A 3,910-nucleotide genomic window follows, 5' to 3' on the forward strand; every position below is an offset into this window, starting at 1 on the left:
GTTATATGGTATAGTGAGAAAGTATGTTTGGGGAGAAGGAAGGAGATTATACGATGAATACAACTACTCAAACTCCTTCATTATCGGAAACAATGAAAGAGTGGCATTATGCGTTAGCATATGAAATTAAACATTGGAAAACGATAGGTGGTAGTAAAATTTCTATCATGAACGGTCGTTTTTTATATACAGATTATGAAAGTACAGTATACGTATTTCAGCTTATTTCGGAAGTAAGCTTACCTGAAGGTTCACCAATTCGAATTGAGTTCGATGGTGAGGAAGCGACAGGGGAAGTATTATCTGTACATGGATTAGAAATAGAACTGAAATTAAATGATTATATACAAGGTGAAATACGAGAAGCGGTTTTATACAGTGAACCGTGGCAATTGTTAGAACAACTACAAGAGCGATTGAAAGAGGCACATAAAGATAAGCTAAAACGTAATCGTATAAAGCGTCTTGTTGATGGGACGAGCAGTCCGAAACATATTGAAAAGATGAAAAATACGAAAAATGAATTGGCGTATCGTTCTTTTTACAATCCAACAACGTACGTGTGGGGACCACCGGGAACAGGGAAGTCATACAATTTATCACGTATTATTTCGGCTCATTATCAAAAAGGAAAATCGGTACTTGTGTTAGCTCATAGTAATGCGGCAGTAGACGTATTAATGAGTGAAGTAACGAAGCAAATTGAGAAGAAAAAGAAATGGACGCCTGGCGAAATTGTTCGTTACGGTTATAGTCAACATGAACATATACGAAATCATGAAACGTTACTTGCATCGAAGTTAGTTGAAACGACGAATGGATCTTGGGGAGAAGAAAGACTCTATTTAGAAGAGACACGACAAGATCTTCGTGAAAAGATTTTATCATATAAAGCGACTTCTGCTGATAAGAAGCGTATACAAGAGATTGAAAGTGATCTTCGAAAGCAAAAAGCGAAAATTAAAGAAGTAGAAAAAGAATACATTGAAAATGCGAAAGTAATCGGTGCGACTTTATCGAAATGTGCAATTGATTCACTTATTTATGAGCGTACATTTGATTTAGTTGTCGTAGATGAAGTAAGTATGGCGTATGTTCCGCAAATAGCATTAGCTGCTTCACTTGGGAAACGTATTGTCGTTTGTGGTGACTTTTTACAGTTACCTCCGATTGCGATGGCGAACCATGAACTCGTTCGAAAATGGCTCGGTGAAGATATGTTTTATCATGCAGGGATTGTTGATTCTGTAAATAAATCAGAAGCACATCCGAACCTTTTTATGCTGCAGGAGCAAAGACGTATGCATACGGATATATCGAAGTTTACGAATTCATTTATTTATAAAAATAGAGTGTACGATCATCCATCTGTTTCAGAGCGTAAAGAACTTGCGAAACTGCAACCGTTCGCAAATGAGGCGAGTGTTTTATTTGATACGAGCTTAATGGGAGCCTTTTCTTTAAAAGACGCTGCTTCCGGTTCTCGTTTTAATATTATGTCTGGTTTAGTAGCGATGCAAATGATGTTAATTGGATTGTTAGACGGTGTTCAATCTATCGGTGTAGTTACGCCTTACAGGGCACAGTCCCGCTTTTTATCAACGTGTATTAGAGAAATGTTGCAGAAAACTAAATATCAACACATACCAGTTTTAGCGGCGACAGTTCATAAGTTTCAAGGGTCCGAAAGAGATATGATGATCTTTGATACGGTTGATAGTTACCCACAAGAACGCCCTGGTGTGTTATTCTTTGATCATAAAAACCATCGTCTTGTCAATGTAGCAGTAACGAGAGCGAGAGGAAAGTTCATTCAATTATCAGATTGCCACTACATGCGTAAAAATCTGTCGAGAAAACAAGCGTTATCGCAATTAACCGCTCATATAGAACGTCACGGAGATGTGTATGATCGGACGACATCAAGACAAGTGTGGGAGCGAAAAATCTCGAAACGATTACGTTGGTTTATGGAAATGAATCTTGAAGAGCCGAAAGGGCTATTAAAAGATATTTTAGCGGCAAAACGAAAAATTATCATTTCCCTTCCAAGTACAAGGCAAGTTGATAAACGAGTATGGCAAGCGTTAATGCGTACGAATGCGCAAATAACAGTTTATAGTGATGGACCAGTTCCATTAAAAAATATAAAGTTACAAAGGCAAAATAAAGCATTCCCGTTTATAGTAATCGATGATGAAATCTTTTGGGCAGGAGCACCTCTTACATCTCAAATGATGTTTGAAGGTAGTATGGAATTTCCGTACATATGTGCAAGAATGCAAGCACCTGAAACAATTGGTGTATTAAAAGGGTTTTTAGATATTCGGTAAATTCGGATAGGAATTCCTTGACTTTTACTTGGAATAAACTTAGAATAAAAATAATTTAATATAATTTTATGAAAATTCTTATCACGAGAGGTTGAGGGACTGGCCCTATGACACCTCGGCAGCGGATTCTTTATGAATACTGTGCCAATTCCAGCAAGGTAACTTGAAAGATAAGAAAGAAGCTCATTTTGACTGTATATGCCAAAGCCTCTTTCTATCTTTTAGAAAGAGGCTTTTTTACGTAAAAATAAAGGGGGAAGAAAAATGGGAGCGACAGGAGTAACGTCACAAAGAAAAACAATTGAAGAGAGTATAGAAAGAAATAAGGAAAAGTACATAGAAACAAGTCATAATATTCATGCGAATCCGGAGATTGGTAACCAAGAATTTTATGCATCAAGAACGTTAAGTTTATTGCTAGGTAGTGCAGGATTTCAATTGCAACATAATATAGCTGGTCATGAAACAGGATTTATCGCGCGAAAAAGTTCGGGGAAACAAGGACCAGTTATCGCATTTTTAGCCGAGTATGACGCTTTACCAGGACTCGGTCATGCGTGTGGTCACAATTTAATTGGCACAATTAGCGTTGCAGCAGCGATCGCGTTATCAGAAACGCTTGAGGAAATCGGCGGAGAAGTTGTCGTGTTCGGAACACCAGCAGAAGAGGGCGGGCCAAATGGTAGCGCAAAATCGAGTTATGTGAAAGCTGGCTTATTTAAAAACATTGATGCGGCGCTTATGATTCATCCGAGCGGAAAAACAGCTCCAACGAGTCCATCACTAGCGGTCGATCCACTTGATTTTCATTTTTACGGAAAAACAGCTCATGCAGCGGCCTCACCAGAAGAAGGAATTAACGCATTAGATGCGATTATCCAGCTGTATAACGGTATTAATGCACTTCGCCAACAACTTCCGTCAGATGTGAGAATTCATGGTGTTATTACTGAGGGCGGAAAAGCACCTAATATTATTCCTGATTACGCTGCAGCAAGGTTCTTCATCCGCGCAGCAACGAGAAAAAGATGTGCGGAAGTAACAGAGAAAGTAAGAAACATCGCACAAGGGGCAGCGTTAGCAACAGGCACAAAAGTGAAAATTCATCAATTCCAAAATGAAATCGATGAACTACTCGTAACAAAAACATTTAATGACGTCGTAGCGGAAGAGTTAGAACTACTAGGTGAAGATGTAAACCGTAAAGAAAGAGTAGGAATTGGCTCAACAGATGCAGGAAACGTAAGCCAAGTCGTACCGACAATTCATCCGTACATTAAAATCGGTCCAGACGATTTAATTGCGCATACGAATGAATTTAGAGAAGCAGCACGTTCAGAACTTGGAGATAAAGCGCTAATCACATCGGCAAAAGCACTAGCAAATACAGCGTATCGATTAATTACAGAAGAAGGTTTGTTAGAGAAGGTGAAGGAGGAGTTTAGGGAGGCGCGGAAGAATCAAGGATAGGGAAGAAGGAGAATTATACTCGGGATTTTTTAGTAGGAAATTGAATGAAAAAAGAACCAGCCTATGGCTGGTTTTATTATATTATAAAAGAATTTTTCCACATACAC

Annotated in this window: 2 protein-coding genes and 1 riboswitch; both genes read left to right on the top strand. The window is 38.6% G+C overall.

Going from position 1 to position 3,910, the window contains the following annotated elements; translation table 11 throughout:
• Window positions 1–23: 23 nt before the first annotated feature.
• Window positions 24–2,333, top strand: coding sequence for an AAA domain-containing protein (locus tag AB3X48_RS18815; protein ID WP_016105344.1), 2,310 nt, complete (start codon window positions 24–26; stop codon window positions 2,331–2,333).
• Window positions 2,334–2,408: 75 nt separating this feature from the next.
• Window positions 2,409–2,510, top strand: a riboswitch (SAM riboswitch).
• Between the two features lie 87 nt (window positions 2,511–2,597).
• Window positions 2,598–3,803, top strand: coding sequence for a M20 family metallopeptidase (locus AB3X48_RS18820; RefSeq protein WP_002168060.1), 1,206 nt, complete (start codon window positions 2,598–2,600; stop codon window positions 3,801–3,803).
• The last annotated feature ends 107 nt before the right edge of the window (window positions 3,804–3,910 follow it).

The sequence above is a fragment of the Bacillus sp. S4 genome (assembly GCF_040838205.1).
Taxonomy (GTDB): Bacteria; Bacillota; Bacilli; order Bacillales; family Bacillaceae_G; genus Bacillus_A; species Bacillus_A cereus_U.

What these genes read in the sequence shown, in the direction of transcription:
- AB3X48_RS18815 (WP_016105344.1), top strand. Translation starts at nt 24, where the DNA reads ATGTTTGGGGAGAAGGAAGGAGATTATACGATGAATACAACTACTCAA.
- AB3X48_RS18820 (WP_002168060.1), top strand. Translation starts at nt 2,598, where the DNA reads ATGGGAGCGACAGGAGTAACGTCACAAAGAAAAACAATTGAAGAGAGT.